At 67.8% G+C, this 17,530-nt stretch carries 17 protein-coding genes; 10 read left to right on the top strand and 7 right to left on the bottom strand.

All coding sequences use genetic code 11. The annotated features are described in order from the left end of the window. The first annotated feature begins 120 nt into the window (after positions 1–120). Positions 121–333, top strand: a complete 213-nt coding sequence (locus OHB12_RS20350) for a hypothetical protein (protein WP_327110177.1) — start codon at positions 121–123, stop codon at positions 331–333. A gap of 1 nt (position 334) precedes the next feature. On the opposite strand, the gene metG is transcribed toward OHB12_RS20350, so the two are convergent. Beyond that, positions 335–1,954 carry a methionine--tRNA ligase gene (gene metG, locus OHB12_RS20345; RefSeq protein WP_327110176.1) on the bottom strand — a complete coding sequence of 540 codons (1,620 nt, stop codon included), beginning with the start codon at positions 1,952–1,954 and terminating at the stop codon, positions 335–337. 59 nt (positions 1,955–2,013) lie between these two features. Here metG and OHB12_RS20340 point away from each other — a divergent pair, with 59 nt between their 5' ends. The 3 genes from OHB12_RS20340 to rsmA all read left to right on the top strand — a co-directional run bounded on the left by OHB12_RS20340 (position 2,014) and on the right by rsmA (position 5,287). Further along, on the top strand, positions 2,014–2,841 hold the full coding sequence (locus OHB12_RS20340; RefSeq protein ID WP_327110175.1) for a TatD family hydrolase: 828 nt from the start codon (positions 2,014–2,016) through the stop codon (positions 2,839–2,841). Positions 2,842–3,059: 218 nt separating this feature from the next. Then, positions 3,060–4,190, top strand: coding sequence for a transglycosylase family protein (locus OHB12_RS20335; protein ID WP_327110174.1), 1,131 nt, complete (start codon positions 3,060–3,062; stop codon positions 4,188–4,190). A 215-nt stretch (positions 4,191–4,405) separates the two neighbouring features. Further along, positions 4,406–5,287 carry a 16S rRNA (adenine(1518)-N(6)/adenine(1519)-N(6))-dimethyltransferase RsmA gene (gene rsmA / locus OHB12_RS20330; RefSeq protein ID WP_327110173.1) on the top strand — a complete coding sequence of 294 codons (882 nt, stop codon included), beginning with the start codon at positions 4,406–4,408 and terminating at the stop codon, positions 5,285–5,287. 76 nt (positions 5,288–5,363) lie between these two features. On the opposite strand, the gene OHB12_RS20325 is transcribed toward rsmA, so the two are convergent. Together OHB12_RS20325 and OHB12_RS20320 are read right to left on the bottom strand one after the other, a co-directional pair. Then, the gene (locus OHB12_RS20325) at positions 5,364–5,570 is read right to left on the bottom strand and encodes a heavy-metal-associated domain-containing protein (protein WP_327110172.1); all 207 of its coding nucleotides are present in this window, start codon (positions 5,568–5,570) and stop codon (positions 5,364–5,366) included. 120 nt (positions 5,571–5,690) lie between these two features. Next, complete coding sequence (locus OHB12_RS20320) at positions 5,691–5,957, bottom strand: hypothetical protein (protein WP_327110171.1); 267 nt, start codon at positions 5,955–5,957, stop codon at positions 5,691–5,693. A 14-nt stretch (positions 5,958–5,971) separates the two neighbouring features. Between OHB12_RS20320 and OHB12_RS20315 the strand changes: the two genes are divergently transcribed. Beyond that, positions 5,972–6,907, top strand: a complete 936-nt coding sequence (locus tag OHB12_RS20315; protein WP_327110170.1) for a 4-(cytidine 5'-diphospho)-2-C-methyl-D-erythritol kinase — start codon at positions 5,972–5,974, stop codon at positions 6,905–6,907. A 108-nt stretch (positions 6,908–7,015) separates the two neighbouring features. On the opposite strand, the gene OHB12_RS20310 is transcribed toward OHB12_RS20315, so the two are convergent. Continuing rightward, complete coding sequence (locus tag OHB12_RS20310) at positions 7,016–7,864, bottom strand: LLM class flavin-dependent oxidoreductase (protein ID WP_327110169.1); 849 nt, start codon at positions 7,862–7,864, stop codon at positions 7,016–7,018. 390 nt (positions 7,865–8,254) lie between these two features. Here OHB12_RS20310 and OHB12_RS20305 point away from each other — a divergent pair, with 390 nt between their 5' ends. Then, the gene (locus tag OHB12_RS20305; RefSeq protein ID WP_327110168.1) at positions 8,255–10,066 is read left to right on the top strand and encodes an ABC-F family ATP-binding cassette domain-containing protein; all 1,812 of its coding nucleotides are present in this window, start codon (positions 8,255–8,257) and stop codon (positions 10,064–10,066) included. Positions 10,067–10,075: 9 nt separating this feature from the next. Here the strand turns inward: OHB12_RS20305 and OHB12_RS20300 are convergent, their stop codons facing one another. Together OHB12_RS20300 and OHB12_RS20295 are read right to left on the bottom strand one after the other, a co-directional pair. Next, a complete protein-coding gene (locus tag OHB12_RS20300) occupies positions 10,076–10,969 on the bottom strand; it encodes an Abi-alpha family protein (protein ID WP_327110167.1) in 894 nt (297 codons plus the stop codon). Continuing rightward, positions 10,960–12,282 (bottom strand): DUF445 domain-containing protein, encoded by a 1,323-nt coding sequence (locus tag OHB12_RS20295; protein ID WP_327110166.1) that lies wholly within the window; start codon positions 12,280–12,282, stop codon positions 10,960–10,962. The genes OHB12_RS20300 and OHB12_RS20295 overlap by 10 nt, the downstream gene beginning before the upstream one ends. Positions 12,283–12,543: 261 nt before the next feature. Here OHB12_RS20295 and OHB12_RS20290 point away from each other — a divergent pair, with 261 nt between their 5' ends. Both OHB12_RS20290 and OHB12_RS20285 read left to right on the top strand, forming a co-directional pair. Next, positions 12,544–13,422, top strand: coding sequence for an Abi-alpha family protein (locus OHB12_RS20290; protein ID WP_327110165.1), 879 nt, complete (start codon positions 12,544–12,546; stop codon positions 13,420–13,422). A 454-nt stretch (positions 13,423–13,876) separates the two neighbouring features. Continuing rightward, positions 13,877–14,404 (top strand): nuclear transport factor 2 family protein, encoded by a 528-nt coding sequence (locus OHB12_RS20285; protein WP_327121285.1) that lies wholly within the window; start codon positions 13,877–13,879, stop codon positions 14,402–14,404. Between the two features lies 1 nt (position 14,405). Here OHB12_RS20285 and OHB12_RS20280 read toward each other — a convergent pair whose 3' ends face one another. Continuing rightward, entirely contained in the window at positions 14,406–16,049 is a 1,644-nt protein-coding gene (locus tag OHB12_RS20280; RefSeq protein ID WP_327110164.1) for a peptide chain release factor 3, read from the bottom strand. Positions 16,050–16,353: 304 nt separating this feature from the next. Here OHB12_RS20280 and OHB12_RS20275 point away from each other — a divergent pair, with 304 nt between their 5' ends. Together OHB12_RS20275 and pth are read left to right on the top strand one after the other, a co-directional pair. Further along, positions 16,354–16,950, top strand: coding sequence for a 50S ribosomal protein L25/general stress protein Ctc (locus tag OHB12_RS20275; protein ID WP_327110163.1), 597 nt, complete (start codon positions 16,354–16,356; stop codon positions 16,948–16,950). Beyond that, positions 16,880–17,530, top strand: a complete 651-nt coding sequence (pth, locus tag OHB12_RS20270; RefSeq protein WP_327110162.1) for an aminoacyl-tRNA hydrolase — start codon at positions 16,880–16,882, stop codon at positions 17,528–17,530. Before OHB12_RS20275 ends, pth begins: the two co-directional genes overlap by 71 nt.

Below are 17,530 nucleotides of genomic sequence, written 5' to 3'. Positions count from 1 at the left end.
TCATTATCCGACAACACGTTCCGTGGCGGACGAAGTGGTCGAACCGGCCCGAGCTCCCCGCGTGGAGGGTACCGTCGGACCTGCTCGAAGTACTGTCCGGTACAAGCCTGGGAGAGTGCGGTGAAGAAGCTACTGGAGAACGCGGCAGCGACGTTGGGTGCGTTGCTGTTCGGCGTATTCCGCCTCTACAGCGACCGACGGGTCCAGCATGCCGCAGAGACGTTTCCGGCGCGGCTCGTCGGTCGGCCACTGCCGCGCCCCGTAGTGGTCCGACAGTGCGTGCCGACGCGGCACACCTTGGTCCGGCGTCGCCGCGGCGCCGGACCAGCGTGAGTCAGTCCTTCGGCTCGATGTACTTGGGGTACACCGGTTCCGGCGCGGGCAGCGCCACATCGGGCTCGATCGGCGTCGCGATGTCGGCGAAGGTCCGGTTCTGCTGGCCCAGCTGATCGAGGATCCGGCTCGCCGAACCCGGCATCACCGGCTGCACCAGGATCGCGACGATCCGCAGCACCTCCAGTGTCACGTACAGCACGGTGGCCTCGCGGGCGAGATCCTCCGGCGTGCCGGACTTCGCGAGCGCCCACGGTGCCTGCGCGGAGAAGTACTTGTTCGTCTCGCCGAGCGTCAGCCAGATCGCCTCCAGCGCGAGATGCATCTGCTGGGCGTCGAATTCGGCGCGGCAGCGCTCCAACAGGCCGCCCGCCAGGTCGAGCAGGGCACGGTCGGCATCGGTGAACTCGCCCGGCTTCGGCACCACGCCACCGCAGTCGCGTGCGACCAGTTTGGTGCTGCGTTGCACCAGATTGCCGAACTCGTTGGCCAAATCGCTGTTGATTCGGCCGACGATGGCCTCGTGGCTGTAGCTGCCGTCCTGACCGTAGGAGATCTCGCGCAGCAGGAAGAAGCGCACCGCGTCCAAGCCGTAGTTCTCGACGAGCTCCAGCGGGTCGACGACGTTGCCGACCGACTTGGACATCTTCTCGCCCTTGTTGTACAGGAACCCGTGCACGAAGACCCGTTTCGGCAGCTCCAGACCGGACGACAGCAGGAACGCCGGCCAGTACACGGTGTGGAACCGAGTGATGTCCTTGCCGATGATGTGCACGTCGGCGGGCCAGAACTGCTGGAAGGCCGCGGATTCGGTGTTCGGGAAGCCGACGCCGGTGACGTAGTTGGTCAGCGCGTCCACCCACACGTACATGACGTGATCCGGGTGGTCGGGCACCGGCACACCCCAGTCGAAGGTGGTGCGTGAGATGGACAGATCCTTCAGGCCCGCCTTGACGTAGCTGACGATCTCGTTGCGACGCGTTGCGGGCGCGATGAACTCGGGATGCTCGTCGTAGAGCGCGAGCAGCTTGTCCTGGTACGCCGAGAGCCGGAAGAAGTAGTTCGACTCCTCGGTCCAGGTGACCGGTGTCTTGGACTCGGTGGAGATGCGGGTGCCGTCCGCGAGCACCGTCGTCTCCTCTTCGGTGTAAAACGCCTCGTCGCGCACCGAGTACCAGCCCGAGTAGTTGCCGAGGTAGATGTCGCCGTTGGCGAGCATCCGCTCCCAGATCGCGACGCTGGCGGCCTGGTGGTCCTCGTCGGTCGTGCGGATGAACCGATCGAAGGAGATCTCGAGCGTCTTGTCCAGCGCCTCGAACACGTCGGAGTTGCGCGCCGCGAGCTCCTCCACCGGGATGCCCTCGGCGAGCGCGGCCTGCTGCATCTTCTGGCCGTGCTCGTCGGTGCCGGTCATGAAGAAGACGTCGTACCCGTCGAGCCGTTTGAAGCGGGCTATGGCGTCGGCCGAGATGTACTCGTACGCATGCCCGATGTGCGGCGCACCGTTCGGGTACGCGATGGCCGTGGTGATATAGAAGGCGGGGCGGTCGGCTTCGCTCATGGTGTGTCTACTGTAATGTGCGTGCTTTCCTTCGCTCGCGTGAGCATCCCCGGCCTCCATGCGCAGAGCGCCGCGCCCGGATCCGGCACCAGGTCCGCGGTTCTCGGCGGCGGTCGCCGATGAGAGCCGAACGCCCCGCGCCGGCATTGCCCGAGCCGCTCGCGCCGCTCGTAGACGCACACACTCATCTGGACGCCTGCGGCGCCACCGACGCGGCCTCCACCGCGGTGATCGTGGACCGTGCCGCGTCGGTCGGCGTCGGCCAGGTGGTCACCGTTGCCGATGACCTGGCCGCCGCGCAGTGGGCGGTGCGGGCCGCGCACTGGGACGATCGCGTGTTCGCCGCCGTCGCACTGCATCCGACCAGGGCGAACGCCCTCGACGACGCCGCGAAGACGGAGCTGGAGCGGCTGGCCGCCGACCCGCGTGTGGTCGCGGTCGGCGAGACCGGGCTCGATTACTACTGGCCGGGCAAGCTGGACGGTTGCGCCGATATCGAGACGCAGATCGAGGGCTTCCGCTGGCACATCGATCTGGCCAAGCGAATCCGCAAACCCCTGATGATTCACAACCGCGAGGCCGACCACGACCTGCTCACGGTGCTGCTGGACGAGGGCCCGCCGGACACCGTGATCTTCCACTGCTTTTCCTCGGACACGAATATGGCGCTGTCCTGTGTCGCCGAGGGCTACATCCTGAGTTTTTCCGGGTCGGTCAGTTTCAAGAACGCGCACGAGCTGCGCGAAGCGGCCGAAGTTGTGCCCGACGATCAGATTCTGGTCGAGACGGACGCGCCGTATCTGACCCCGCATCCGTTCCGCGGCGCGCCGAACGAGCCGTACTGCCTGCCGTACACGATGCGAGCGCTGGCCGAACTGCGAGGACAGGATCCCGTGGAATTGGCGAAGATCGCCACCGCCAACGCACGTCGCGTCTATCGCATCTGACGCCGACCGGTTCCGGTCGAGATCTCCGCGCGTACATATCCGGATCGCACGCACGAACGCCCCAAAAGGCGCGGTATGCGCGATGTGTTCCATGTCACTTCGGATGCTCCGATTTGTGATTTACCTGCGGCGTCTATATCTGTTCGTGATATTGAAAAGGCGCTGCTCCACAGCTTGCGGTTGTCGGGGCCCGACCTGTTCGTTATCGTACTGTGACCATGTCTCCCTTTGCGCGGATCAACCAGTCGCGTTCCCCGCTGCTATATGCGGCGGTCGGTGCGCTGCTGCTGACACTGATCGTCGGCGCCGGACTCGCGATCGTGAATCGTAAGACGGTGACCGTCGTCGTGGACGGCGAAAAGCTGTTTCAGACCACCATGTCGCGCGACGTGCGCGGTGTCCTGAAGGCCGCGGGCTTCGCGGTGACCGACCGGGACAAGGTGGCTCCCGCGCTCGCCGCGCACATCGGGAACGGCGCGACCATCACACTGAACCGCGCCCGTGAGATCGACCTGTGGGTCGACGGGATGACCCAGAAGGTGTGGACCACCGGACTGACCGCCGGGGAAGCGCTCGAGCAGCTGAAGATTTCCTCGGAGGTGTTCGTCGCACCCGCGCGCACCGAGAAACTGCCGTTGGCGGGCGCGGCGCTGCGCATCGCGACACCGCACACGGTCGCGCTGACGGACGGCATCGGCAATCCTGTGGACGTGCGCTTGGCCGCCCCCACCGTCGGCGAATTCCTGACCGTCGCGGGTGTCCCGCTGATCGAACAGGACTCCGTCGAGCCCGCTGAGTCCACCCCGCTGACCGACGGTCTGCGAATCAAAGTGACGCGCAAGCGGGTCGAGAATCGCACCGAGACGGTGCCGCTCGACCCGTCGGAAAACATCATCGAGGACCCGACCATGAATATGAGCCGCACGGTGGTGGAAACCTCCGGCGCGCCCGGCGTCCAGGACGTCACGTTCGCGGTCACCATGGTCAACGGCAAGGAAGTGAACCGCGAGCCGATCGGATCGACGGTGAAGGTGACCGCGCAGCCGAAAACCGTCCGCAAGGGCGCCAAGCCGGGCACCGAGGTGCCGCCGGTGCGCGACGGCACGATCTGGGACGCGCTCGCGCGCTGTGAGTCGACCGGCAACTGGGGAATCAATACCGGAAACGGCTACTACGGCGGCGTGCAGTTCGACCAGGGCACCTGGGAGCGGCAGGGCGGCCTGAAGTACGCGCCGCGCGCCGACCTGGCCACCAGGGAAGAGCAGATCGCCATCGCGGAGGTCACCCGCGCCAGGCAGGGCTGGGGCGCCTGGCCCGCGTGCACCAGCAGGCTCGGCATCAACGACTGACCGACCGATCGGCGTGGGCCGGAACCTGACGCGCGCGTCCGGGCGGCTCTCGGAAGCGAATGGTGCGCAGCGTCTCGATGCAGAGGGGCCACGTGTCAGGGCTCCAGGAGTTTCACCGGCGGCGCGACAGCCGCGAGCCGATCGGTACGCACGTGCCGACCGCAGCGGTCGGAGACGTCGCAGCCACCCCGCCGCCCGGTTGATAGATTTCCGACGTGTCCGAATCTGAAATTGCCGCTCGTGGAAGTGCCGCGTTACTCGGGCCCGCCGAGGTGCGGGCGCTGGCTGAGCGGCTCGGGGTGCGGCCGACCAAGCAGCTCGGACAGAACTTCGTGCACGACGCGAACACGGTGCGGCGGATCGTCGCGGCCGCGAGGGTGGGCCGAGCGGACGTGGTACTCGAGGTCGGGCCCGGCCTCGGCTCGCTGACCCTCGCGCTGCTGGACGTGGTGGATTCGGTGGTCGCGGTCGAGATCGATCCCGTGCTCGCGCGGCATCTGCCGGTAACCGTCGCGGACCGGGCGCCGCAGCTGGCCGAGCGGCTGTCGGTGGTCGAGGCGGACGCGTTGCGGGTCGCCGCCGCCGATCTGCCCGTCGCGCCGACCGCACTCGTCGCCAACCTGCCCTACAACGTCGCGGTGCCGGTACTGCTGCATCTGCTTGCCGAATTGCCCAGCATCGCAGTCGCTTTGGTGATGGTGCAGGCCGAGGTGGCCGATCGGCTCGCCGCCGAGCCCGGCAACCGGACCTACGGCGTGCCCAGCGTCAAAGCGGGTTTCTTCGGCACGGTCCGGCGTGCGGGCGCGGTCGGTACCCAGGTGTTCTGGCCGGTCCCGCGCGTCGACTCGGGTCTGGTCCGGATCGAGCGCTACGCCGAGCCGCCTTGGCCGACGGACGCCGACCACCGCCGCCGGGTCTTCGAGGTCGTCGACGCCGCCTTCGCGCAGCGTCGCAAGACCCTTCGCGCCGCACTCGCCACCTGGGCGGGCTCACCAGCCGAAGCCGAACGCCGTCTGCTCGCGGCCGGCATCGCCCCCACCGCCCGCGGCGAAACATTGGACACCGCGGCCTTCGTTCGCCTCGCGGCCCAGACGTAGCGCTACGCAAAACCCTGCGGCTCCGCACACAGCGGTTCCAGGTGTGTGCGGAGCCGCGCCCCGGTGCGAGGGGGTATCAGACGGCGAGTTGGTAGCCGGCTTCGTCTACAGCGGCGGTGATCGTGCCGGTGGGGATCGGGGTGGTGCTGTCGACTCGGACCGCGCCGCTGGCGAGGTCGACGTCGACGCCGGTGACGCCGTCGATCTTCCCGATCTCGGTCTTGACGGAGCTGACGCAGTGCCCGCAGGTCATCCCCGTGACGGTATAGGTGGTGGTGGGCATGGCCGACTCCTTCGCTCGATGGTGATAATACGGCCGGGGGGTATACCCGACCGCAACGAACATACCCCCCATGGGTATAGCATCGCAAGGGGTTCCTCCCCCGGCTGCCGCGACGTGCGGCTATCCGCCCCAACCCCGCATCGCCAGCTCGGCCACCTTCTCCAGTTCGGCCCAGCTCGCGGCGTCTCCGGCCGCCTGGGACATGCCCTGCATGACGGTACCCACATAGCGGGCCGGCATGTGCGCGTCGAAGTGTTCGGGCAGGATGCCCGCGTCGATGTCGGGTGCGCCGCGGTAAAACGAGCCGATTGGTCGGATGGTGCAGCGGTTATGCGGCTGCCTCGCCTTTGCTCGGCCTTCGGACAGGCTTCGTCCGGCTGCGCCCATTAGGCTTGTGCACCGTGCTGTCAGTAGTGCCGAGTCCCGTCTCCGTGCGCGCGCCGTCGAAGGTGAACCTCCATCTCGGAGTCGGCGACCTACGTGCCGATGGCTATCACGACCTGACCACGGTGTTCCAGGCGCTGTCCCTCAGCGATGATCTGCGGATCGCTCCGTCGGCTTCGCTGGCCGTGCGGGTCACGGGTGAAGGCGCCGCGGACGTGCCGACCGACCGTAAGAACCTGGTGTGGAAGGCGGCCGTCCGGCTCGCGCACATCGGCGGCCGGGCCCCGCTGGTGGAAATCGCCATCGCCAAAGGCATTCCGGTGGCGGGCGGCATGGCGGGCGGCAGCGCAGACGCCGCCGCCGCGCTGGTCGGGCTGAACGAGCTGTGGGATCTCGGCCTGTCCAGGGACGAGCTGGTCGCGCTGGCGGCCGAACTCGGCAGTGACGTGCCGTTCGCGTTGCACGGCGGTACCGCGCTGGGCACCGGCCGCGGCGAACGGCTGCTTCCCGTGCTCTCGCGCAACACGTTTCACTGGGTGCTCGCCCTCGCCAAGGGTGGCCTGCCGACCCCGGCCGTGTTCACCGAGCTCGACCGCTTGCGTGAGCTCGGTGAACCGCCCCGGCTCGGCGAACCACAGCAGCTGATGCAGGCGCTGGCCTCCGGAGATCCGAAACAGCTCGCGCCCCTGCTCGGTAATGATTTGCAGGCGGCGGCGCTGTCGCTGAAGCCGGAACTGCGCCGCACCCTGCGCGCTGGTCTGTCCGCGGGCGCGCTGGCCGGACTAGTGTCCGGCTCCGGGCCCACCTGCGCGTTCCTCTGCGAGAGCGAGGAATCCTCGGTGTCGGTGGCGGCCGAACTCGCGGGCGCGGGCGTGTGCCGCAGTGTCCGGACGGCCAGCGGCCCGGTACCGGGTGCGCGCATTCTCGGCGACGGGCCGTCGGGGAAGCACTGATCCTGCATTACACCCGGGCGGCGGCGTCCACGGATATCGATGCGGCGGAACGCGCAGAGCTGGGCGCGACCCCTTCGACGCCCGGGTGTCGGTGTCCCCGGGTGGATTTCAGGAGACGACGTCGGCCAGACGATCGACCTGATCGGCATCGCGCCCGTAGCAGTAGAACATCACCTCGTCGGCGCCGAGACCGTCGAATTCGGCGAGGGCCGTGCGGATTTCCGTCGGCGTGGTGAGCATCCCGGCGAGCATGACATCGGCTCGGCCGCTGAACTCGTAGTAGGCGCCCATCGCGGCGCGGGCGTCATCGCTGACCTCCTCCGGGCCGAGCGCGACATTGATCTGGGCGACGATACGCGGCTCACCGGCCCTGCCGTTGTCCTTCCACGAGCGGCGCACCGCATCGAACAGGCTGCCCGCCCAGGAGGGCGCCGCGGCGGCGAGGAACCCACCGCCCCAACGGCCGACGCGGTCGAGCGCGGCGGGCTGAAACCCGCCGAACAGGATCTCCGGGCCTTCGGGTCGCAGCGGCGCGGGGCCGATCGGCCCGCACTCGGCGCTGTAGGGCTCACCCGCCCACAGGCGGCGCATGATCGCGAGCTGTTCGTCCATGCGGCGACCGCGGGTGCGCAGGTCGGTGCCGGAGGCGAGGTGGTCGTCCGCGCGACCGCCGACGCCGAGGCCGAGCACCAGGCGTCCGCCGGACATGCGATCAAGTGTCGCAGCCTGTTTCGCGAGTAACGCCGGATCGCGCAGCGGCGCGAGCAGCACTTCGGTCTGTACGTGGACGCGGCTGGTCGCACCGGCGACCATGGCCAGTGCGACGAGCGGTTCGGGGTTGTCGTAGACCAGCCGGTCGAGCAGGCCGAGCGTGCGGAACGGGCCCGCGTCGGCTCGCCGGGCCCAGTCGAGCAGGGCGGCGGGATCGGAAATGGGCAGGCCGAGGCCGACGTGCATGGAGAACCTCTGTGTTTGTTTGGCAGCGCCTGCGGCGCTGCGTGTTCGCGGCCCCCTCTTGGCTCGCGTCCGAGCGATCGAGACTCGCGACTGCGTCGCATGCGCTTCGATCGCTCGGACGCGAGCCGGGCCGCGAACGGTGCTCGTAAGACTCGCACCTCGACGGGGTCGGCAGTGCGGTGAGCGGGGGTTTGCGTTTGGGGTGGAGGGCGGTTCGCGAGGGGGTGGAACGAACGGTGTTCGTCGCGATCAATTTAAACGAACAATGTTCGTTGCGCAAGGGTCGCCTTCGCGTTCCCCGCCGTTCGCCGGGCGGAGGCCCGGTCGGCCCGGTCGGTACGCTGGCTCCGGGCACGTATCAGCCCGCCGCCGCAAGACACGGAAGGATCCATGTCCAACCTGATCAATCTCGAACAGGTCCACAAGAGCTTCGGGATCGCCCCGCTCCTGGACAATGTGTCGCTCGGCGTGCACGCGGGCGAACGGATCGGCGTCGTCGGCCTCAACGGTGGCGGAAAGACCACCCTGCTCGAGGTGCTCACCGGAATCGAGGAGCCCGACAGCGGCCGGGTCAGCAGGGTCGGCGGCCTGCGCTCGGCGGTGGTGACGCAGCGCGGCGTGCTGCCCGAGGGCTCGACCGTCGGCTCTGTGGTGCTGGCCGGCCTGGCCGACGACGCCATGACCGACGATGTGGCCGAACACGAATGGGCCGCCAACCCCCGCATCCGCTCGGTGCTGGACGGCATCGGCATCGCCGATCTCGGCATGGACGCCCCGGTCGACAATCTTTCCGGCGGCGAGCGCCGCCGGGTCGCGCTCGCTGCCGCGCTGGTGCGCGAACTCGACCTGCTCGTGCTGGACGAGCCGACCAACCACCTCGACGTGGAAGGCGTGCAGTGGCTGGCCGAGCATCTGCTGAGCCGCCGCAGCGCGCTGGTCGTGGTGACCCACGACCGCTGGTTCCTCGACACCGTCGCCACCAACACCTGGGAGGTGGTCGGCGGCAAGGTGGAAAGCTACGAGGGCGGTTACGGAGACTGGATCTTCGCCCGCGCCGAGCGTGCCCGCCAGTCGGACGCCTCCGAGGCGCGGCGGCGCAACCTCGCCCGTAAGGAGCTGGCATGGCTGCGGCGCGGCCCGCAGGCGCGCACATCCAAGCCGCGCTATCGGGTAGAGGCCGCGGAGGCGCTGATCGCCGACGTCCCTCCGCCGCGCGACAGCGTCTCGCTGGCCGCCTTCGCGCGAAAGCGCCTCGGTCGCGTGGTGATCGAACTGGAGGACGCCACCCTCGCCACCCCGGACGGCAGGGAACTGGTGCGCGACCTGACGTGGCGGTTGGCGCCGGGGGAGCGGGTCGGTCTGGTCGGCGTCAACGGGTCCGGCAAGACGACGCTGCTGCGCGCGCTGGCCGGAGACGACGGCGCGAACGGCACCGTGCTCGCCGAGGGCAAACGGATCCAGGGCCAGACCGTGCAGATCGGTTGGCTGCGCCAGGAACTCGACGACCTGCCGACGAACCTGCGCGTGTTGGAGGCGGTGCAGCAGGTCGCGCAGCGAATCATGCTCGGCGACAAGGAGGTTTCGGCGGGCCAGCTGGCTGAGCGGCTCGGTTTCAGCCCCGCTCGCCAGCGCACTCCGGTCGGCGACCTGTCCGGTGGCGAGCGCAGGCGCCTGCAGCTGACTCGCATCCTCATGTCCGAGCCGAACGTCCTGCTGCTCGACGAGCCGACCAACGACCTGGATATCGACACTCTGCAACAGCTGGAGGATCTGCTCGATAACTGGGCGGGCACCCTGGTGGTGATCAGCCACGACCGCTATCTGATCGAGCGCATCTGCGACTCGACCTGGGCGCTGTTCGGCGACGGCAAGCTCACCAATCTGCCCGGCGGCATCGAGGAGTATCTGAACAAGCGCGCGGCCCTCAGCGCGGGCCCAGTCCGCGCCACCGCGCCGGAGGCCAAGCCTGTCGACGCCTCTGCCACCGATTCCGCGACTTATCGTGCGGCCCGCAAGGAGCTGACCCGCCTGGAACGCGCGATCGACAAGCTGTCGGACCGGGAACAGCGTCTGCATGCCGCGCTGGCCGACGCCGCCACCGATCGAAACCGGCTGGTCACCTTGGGCGCGGAGCTCGAGCAGGTGCTCGCGGAGAAGGAGACGGTCGAGGAGCGCTGGCTGGAACTGGCCGACAGTGTGTAGTCCGCGCGCCTAATGCCCGGAGGCGCGTCCGTCCTGCACGGCCACCGGCAGGCAGGTCCGCACGAAGTCCTTGCCGAAGTCGGTGAGCACCACGCTGCGGTAGATCACCTTGGTACCGAACCCGGAGCGCTTCAGCATCTCCCGCACCAGCGACTGCGCCTCCAACAGCTGGTAGCGGTTCGGATTGCCGATCGGCTCGCGCGCGTGCTCGACCAGGCCGAGCCTGCGCAAGTTGGTCAGGTACTGCTGGATCCGGTTCGGGAAGCGCAGGCCCGCCTGCTCGCCGATCAGCGTGAGCATCGAGCCGATGCGTTCCCCGCCGAGCGCACGGGGACGCCCGGTGCGGACGTCGATCGAGGGCTGCGGTCCGTCCAGATGCAAGAAACGCAGAATGCGCGCCTCGTCCGGGGTCAGTTCGGCGAGCATGCCCGCGAAGGCCGGGTGGTTCTCGTCCTCGTCGTGCGTGCTCGCCGACAAACGCAGCAGCGCGGCGCCCTGCTCGCGCAGCGTCGGCACACCGTCCTGCACCGGCGTTTCCGGGGTTGTGGGCAGCCCGAGCGCCTTGCGCATCGCGTCGCGCACCTCGGCCTCGGCCTCGGTGAATACTTCTCGGGGCGGCGCGCCCTCGATGCTGCGCCGCACGACGGTCGAGGCGACGCCGACCACGGTGCCGACACCCCAGGCGGTGGCCTCGGCGACGGCGGTCCATGCGACCAGGGCGACACCGGTCGCCGCACGCACGGTGGCCACGGGAACCGATATCCGCGTGGGTAATTCGCTGGCGTGCATGACGTCCGAGGCGGGCCGCCGCGCGATCTCCCGGGATGGCCCGGCGTTCGTCTCCGTCGCGTCGGGGTGCTCGACGGCTTCGATGTCGCCGCCGTCCGGACCCGCTACAGCCATGATGTCGCCACTCCTGTTCCGAAGATCAGGATATGAGCGTATCCGGCGAACAGCCCGAGCACGCCACCATGCACGAAAAGCAACCATTCATCCTGTTTGATGGCGGCTCTCAGCATGTCCACGAAGTCCGGGGGCGACAACGCCGACATCTGTTTGGCGATGTACTCGTTGATCTGCCTACCTTGGCGGATGTTGAACTCGGGGTCGGCGAACGCGATCGGCGCGATAGCCATGGCCTCGGTGGTGAGCGTCGATTGCAGCGAGTCGTATTCGCGGCTGCCGAGCACGAACTTGACCGCGGTGCGGGCAGGCCCGAGCGCGCGATCGGCGGCGGGGCGCAAAGTGTCCTCGAGCATCTGCATGGTGCGATCGGAGCGCGGGCCGTTGAGCAACTCGTCGCCGATATTCGCCACGGTGATCACCTGGCTGGACACCAATTCCGCATAGCCGTCGGTGATTTCGGATTTGCGTTTGATCAGTAGACCCTGCCGCCACGGGCACCACCACTTCGGATAGGCGGGCGCGAAGATCATGTTGATCCCGATCCAGTTGACCACCCAGCCGATGATCACGCCGCCGATCGGCAGTACGACGAGGCTGGACCATCCGGTCAGATGCAGCACGGCCACCAACACCGCGCCCATGGGCGCGCCGAAGTAGAAACCGAAGTCCTGCATGAATCGCAGTTCTTTGGCGCCGAGCACCTGGAACAGTGTGTTGAGCAGGTGCGGGCGGGCCTGGAAGTAGCGGATCACCATCTGCTTCACATCGAGCAGCTGATCGATATTCGCGCCCAATTCCTCGGTGAGCTCGCGCAGGATCTCCGGCAGCTGCTGGCGCACCCTGGCATGCACCATGTCGCGGACCTGATTCGGCAGGTTATACCAGAGCTGGGGATGTTCGCGCCGCAGGATTTCCTCGACGATGTCCTTGATCTGCGCGTCGGCGATGCCGGCTAGATGCTCGGCCAGCTTGTCCGGTTCCAGCTCGCGGTAGAAGTCGGCGACGCTGCCGAGTTTGGCAAGGCCCTTGTCGACCGCGATGCTGGCCATCTTGTCCGCGCGCGACGGGACGATGCCCTGCCAACCGAATCTGCCGTCATAGCTCAGCAGCGGCAAAACTTGAATTCGTTTGGGGAGGAACGGATATAGCGCGCGCAGGCCAGGAACGTGAATGCCGTGGAAGGCGACCGGCTTGAAGAGCATGAGCACGCCGGTCCAGTTGGTGATGTAGCCGATGATCCCCGTGAAAAGCGGGATTGTCACAAGCTCGAGGAGGACCGTGGGGTGGATTCCGAAAACACTCTCTAACACGACACCCTCCTGCCGATACACCGGTGACCGCCGCCTCACCGGCACCATAAACTAGCACTCTCCCGGCAAAGGAACGCGATTGCCAGCGGAGGGCCTGCTTACACCGCGAGTGCGCCTCCCATAGAGGTGGTTGTCGAGATATCGGTCACAGTGTTTGTCCGGAATGCCACGCTGGCGGAGTCAGGCGGCGACAATGACCGGCGGCACAGGGGGAAGTAATCTGTGGGGCGGATTCGTTCACCTGGCGATATCGGAGAAAATGTGGCAGACGACAGGACCGGACAGGACGTGGCCCGGGCCGGTTCCCGTGCCGTCGAGCGCGGCTCGGATGTCGAACAGCGGCAGATCAGCAACGAGGCGCGACTGATCCGCGGCGTGTTCCGTGCGGCAGGACTGGCCGCGGGCACGGTCGTGCGCGGTGGTCAGTGGGCCGTCGGCACCACCGTCGACGTGACCAAGGAGATCACCCAGGCAGCGCTGGACGGCGAGTCGTCGGCAGAGATCGCCGAACGGACCGGAAACGCGTTGCGCTCCATAGCCCGCAGTGCGCTCGGCGTCACCGAGGGGTCGGTGCGCGAGGTCGTCAGCTATGTGCCGACGTCCAACGGTCCAGGCTCCCAGCAGGCGCTGGGAGTCGGCTCGCACCTCCGCTCGGCGAGCACGGAGGAACTGCGCCGCCGCGGCGACGCACTGCTGGCCAGGTCCGCGGATGTGTACTTCACCGAGGACGTGCACCCGGCCTACGACCGCATCCTCGACCAGCTCGCTCCTGACGAGGCGCGCATGCTGCGCTTCATGGCGCTCAACGGTCCGCAACCGTCGGTCGACGTGCGCACCAACCGCCCGCTCGGCATCGGCTCGGAGCTGGTGCAGGGCGATCTCACCTCCGTGCCCGAGCAGGCGGGCGTGCGGTACCCGGATCGCGCACGTTCTTATCTGATCAACCTCAACCGCCTCGGACTGACGCTGACCTCCGACGATCCGGTGGTATTGAGCCGGTACATGGTGCTCGAGGTGCAGCCTATGGTGGAGGCGGCGCTGAAAAAGGCGGGCCGGGCGCCCAAAATAGTGCGCAAGAGTCTGCGGCTCACCGAGTTCGGCGAGGACTTCTGCCACACATGCTTCACCATCGGAAGTTGACTGTCTAGTTGATCTTCAGGGGATATTCCCCGACTGTGATAGCAATCTGATACAAATCTCCCAATTCGTGAAGTGGCGTGGCTTCGGATGGGATTGTGGAGGTATGGATCAGGGAACCGGCGGGCAGGAGCGCGGCGACCCAGGCGTAGGGGTCGGCGCGCAGGTGCGTGGGGACCGGGGTGCAGGCACCGGTGGGCAGGAGCGCGGCGACCAGCGAATGCGCACTGGTGCGTCGGGACGCGGCGACCGAGCAATGCGCGCCGGTGCGCCGGAAGGCGGTGACCAGGCAGTACGAACCAGCGCGCCGGAAAGCGGTGACCAAGCAGTAGGCACCAGCGCGCCGGAAGGCGGGAGCCTCGACACCGGGGGGCAGCTGCGTTTCGACGCGGGGCCGATCGATTTCGGGCAGGTGCGCGACGATCCGAGGGTCAGGCGTGGCCGCGACGAGCGGCAAATGGATGATGTCGCCGCGATCAGTCGGCTGAAGTATCGCTATCTGCGCAGCCTCGACACCAAATCGTGGGACGAGTTCGTGGACACCATGGTTCCCGAGGCCACCGCCACCTACAGCGAATATCTCCAGTTCGAATCACGTGACGCGTTTCTCGCGTTCATGCGCAACACCCTCGGCCCGCATGTGATCACCGAACACCGATGCGACCATCCCGAGATCGACGTCGACGGCGACTCGGCGACCGGCACCTGGTACCTCGCCGACACCGTCCTGATTCCCAGCCACAACATGCTGCTGCGCGGCGCGGCCTTCTATTCCGACCGTTACGTCCGCTGCGACGACGGCTGCTGGCGGATTTCGCACACCGGTTACGAGCGCACCTACGAGGTGGTGCTCTCGCTGAGCGACCTGCCGAGCCTGCGGCTGACCTCCAGCAGGTGGGGCCTGATCGCGCGGGATGACGGCATCGCCGCGGTCCAGCGCGAGCCGGGAGCCGTGCCGCAGCCACCCGAGCCCGAAGCCGAGTGACTCAGTCCGCGGTGGCGACCAGCGGTTCCAATGTCAGCGTCGGATGTTCCTTCTCGATGTATTGCAGCCGCCACTTGTCGCTGAACAGCGCGAGCAGCGCGCCGTCGCTGCGGGTGAACACCTCGACCCCGCGCTGACGCCCGAGATCCTCCGCCGAGGCGGCGTCGGTACGCCGAGCCAGCGAGTAGCCGAGATGCTCCATCGTGGTCTCGACAGTGAACTCCGCGAGCATGCGCGCGGTGACCACCTCGAACTGCATCGGGCCGACGGCCGCGAGAACCGGAGAGGCGTCACCGCGGAGATCGTTGCGTAGCACTTGGACGACACCCTCGGAGTCGAGTTGATCGATGGCCTTGCGGAACTGCTTGTACTTGCCCGCGCTCTGCGCGCGCAACACCGCGAAATGCTCCGGCGCGAAGGACGGGATCGGCGGGAACTCCACCTTCTTGTCCACGAACAGGGTGTGGCCCGGTGCCAGCGCCGTCGCGTTCACCAGGCCGACCACGTCGCCGGGGTAGGCGGTGTCGACGGTGGCGCGCTCGCGGCCGAACACGGTCAGCGCGTACTTGGTCGCGAACGGCCGTCCGGTCTGCGCGTGGGTGACCACCATGCCGCGCTCGAACTCACCGGACACGATCCGCATGAAGGCGAGTCGGTCGCGGTGCGCGGCGTCCATACCCGCCTGCACCTTGAACACGACCGCGCTGAACGGGTCGGAGGTGTCGCGCGGGTTGCCGCCGACATCCCGGCGCGGGCCCGGCGCAGGCGCCAGCGCGACCAGGGTCTCCAGCAACTGCCGCACGCCGAAGTTCAGCATCGCGGAGGCGTAGATCACCGGCGAGGTCTGTCCGGCGAGGAACAGCTCCTGGTCGTGGTCCTGCCCGATGGCGGAGAGCAGCTCGCTCTCCTCGACGGCGGTGGTCCACGGCTCGCCCTCACGCGCCTCCGCGGACTCCGGGGTCAGCGACTCCTCCGGTGCGATGGTCGCACCGCCGGCGGTGCGGGTGAAGTGGATGTATTCGAGGGGTGACCCGTCGGGACCGCGGCGCAACAGGCCGCGGAAGTCGCCCGCGATGCCGACCGGGAGGAACAGCGGGGTCGGGGTGAGGCCGATCCGCTCGTTGATCTCGTCGAGCAGTTCCAGCGGCGCCTGTCCGGGACGGTCCCACTTGTTGATCACCGTGATCACCGGTATGCCGCGGTGGCGGCAGACCTGGAACAGCTTCAGCGTCTGCGGCTCCAGGCCCTTGGCGGCGTCGATCAGCATCACCGCGGCGTCGACGGCGGTGAGCACCCGGTAGGTGTCCTCGGAGAAATCGGAGTGGCCGGGGGTGTCGACCAGGTTGATCACGCTGTCGACGTCGGAGCCCGCGGCGCGATAGTTGAACTGCAGCGCCGTCGAGCTGACCGAGATGCCGCGCGCCTTCTCCATCTCCATCCAGTCCGAGACCGTGGACTTGCGTCCGGCCTTGCCGTGGATCGCGCCCGCCTCGGAGATCATCCTGGCGTGCAGGGCGAGTGCCTCGGTGAGCGTCGACTTGCCCGCGTCAGGATGGGAGATGACCGCGAACGTGCGTCGCCGGGCGACCTCGGCAGGTAATCCGCGGGGGGCGGGCGCGACGACACCCTCAGGGGAGGCGCTCAACGGAAACAACCTTTCACAGACAACCGATCGGCAACCACGCCAGCGTACGCGACTGGCATGATGGCGACCCCGACGCGCTGGTGACCACCCGATTCCAGGCACGGCCGCGCGCTGCGGTATGGTGTTCGGGTTGTCTCGGCGAGGGTGACCGCAGACCTGTTTGCGCACCGTGATCGACGCGGCTCGGCTTCCGGCCGTCCTCGTTCGGTCTTCGCCCGACGAGTAGACCAACCCGGTCAGGTGTGAGCAGCCCCTGACGTGTAACCGTTGACAGTCCGGAAGAGCCGTAGGAGTAGATCCAGTCATGTCCGACGCCAACCTTCTCGAAGCCGCCGTACGCACCGAGTTCGGCAAGGGCGCCGCCCGCCGCACCCGCCGCGCGGGCAACGTCCCGGCAGTGCTCTACGGCCATCAGGCCGACCCGCAGCACCTGTCGGTCAACGCCCAGGCTTTCGCCGCCATCCTGCGCGAGCACGGCACCAACGCGGTGCTGAACCTGGTCATCGACGGCAAGAAGCAGCTTGCGCTGACCAAATCCGTTGTGGTGCACCCGATTCGCCGCTACATCGAGCACGCCGACCTGCTGATCATCAAGCGTGGCGAGAAGGTCACCGCCGACGTGATCGTCGCCGTCGTCGGTGATGCCGTCCCGGGCACCCTGGTCACCCAGGAGGCCACCACCGTGTCCATCGAGGCCGACGCGATGAAGCTTCCCGAGACCATTGAGGTCTCCGTCGAAGGCGTCGAGCCGGGTACCCAGATCACCGCGGGCGCACTGGAGCTGCCTGCCGGCGTCAGCCTGGCCGTCGATCCGGAGACGCTGATCGTCAATGTCATCGCTGCCCCTGCCGCCGCGGCCGAAACCGAGGGTGCGGCAGGCGAGGCCGAGAGCGCTGAATAACACCGAATCGTCGACCGGGCCCGCGCTCGTCGTCGGACTGGGTAACCCAGGTCCCGAATACGAGCGCACCCGGCACAATCTCGGTTTTCTGGTCGCCGACGTGCTCGCGGAGCGCGTCGGCGGCCGTTTTGGTGTGCACAAGAAATCCGGCGCGGACCTGCTGCAAGCCCGGCTGGACGGCCGCCAGGTGTTGATCGCCAAGCCGAGGTCGTTCATGAACCTATCCGGACGGGCGGTGGCCGCGCTGGCCAGATTCTTCTCCGTGTCGCCCACCGAGGTGATCGTCGTGCACGACGAACTCGACCTTCCGTTCGGCGCGATCCGGCTCAAGCGGGGCGGCGGCGAGGGCGGCCACAACGGGCTCCGCTCTGTCTCCAGCGCCTTGACCACCAAGGACTACCTGCGCACCCGCATCGGCATCGGCCGTCCGCCGGGGCGGCAGGATCCGGCCGACTATGTGCTGAAGCCGTTTTCGGCGCCGGAACGCAAAGAGGTCCCGGTGATCGTCGAGCAGGCCGCCGACGCGGTGGAGCTGCTGCTGCGGGTCGGTCTGGAGACCGCGCAGAACCAACTGCACTGA

Origin of the sequence: Nocardia sp. NBC_01730, from assembly GCF_035920445.1 — a bacterium.
GTDB lineage: Bacteria > Actinomycetota > Actinomycetes > Mycobacteriales > Mycobacteriaceae > Nocardia.
The sequence above is the reverse complement of the archived record's forward strand: the minus strand, read 5'-3'. Positions and strand labels throughout refer to the sequence as shown.